At 46.3% G+C, this 668-nt stretch carries 1 protein-coding gene; it reads right to left on the bottom strand.

The window, feature by feature from the left end; all coding sequences use genetic code 11:
- Positions 1–366: hypothetical protein (locus E2E34_RS37750; protein ID WP_208765427.1), on the bottom strand; the 366-nt coding region annotated here is incomplete at its 3' end.
- Positions 367–668: the final 302 nt, after the last annotated feature.

Below are 668 nucleotides of genomic sequence, written 5' to 3'. Positions count from 1 at the left end.
GCTATGCGTATTCTTATTATAGAGAAGGTTAATCTGAATATGCCCGTTGGAATAATACATCGTACGCACCAAATCTGTCGGGTTGGCAAACGTCAACGTGAGCAACTCCGTCACCCGAAATGGGCTGCCACAGGTGATCAAGATGCACACAAAGAGGTTCAAGTTGAGCCTGGTAAACTGGTCAAACATGCTTCTCATATACTTTTGATCCTTCCATTTATCACCGACGGCTTCCTCGTACGTGCGTCGCTGCTGATAAGAAAGCTTGTTGAGTTCGTCTGTTCCGTAGAAAACACTATATCCTAAATCCGTGCAGCTGAACATATCTTTGGCGTGCTTTCGAAACTCCTCGTATAGCTCGTCCACCATCAACATCCCGTCCGGTAGCAAGTTTCGAACCGTGGTATGGTACTCCCGGACCAAGCATCTAACCAACTTGCCGAGGTCAGGCGTACTGAATCTGACCGACCCGATCATCACCTTTCGATTATCCTGCTGGTCGACTATCGTCTGGAAAGCCGGCAACGTCCTATTGAATTTATGGTTGTATGATCGCGTGGACTCAAATGCCTGATACGCTAGATTCTCCCAGTTTTTGATAATCTCCTTGGCGTTGTTTCTCATCAACATATAGTCTGCTATGGCCAATTTCAAGAAATAGTTGATGC

Source organism: Streptomyces albidochromogenes, from assembly GCF_005981925.1.
Taxonomy (GTDB): domain Bacteria; phylum Actinomycetota; class Actinomycetes; order Streptomycetales; family Streptomycetaceae; genus Streptomyces; species Streptomyces albidochromogenes.
The sequence above is the reverse complement of the archived record's forward strand: the minus strand, read 5'-3'. Positions and strand labels throughout refer to the sequence as shown.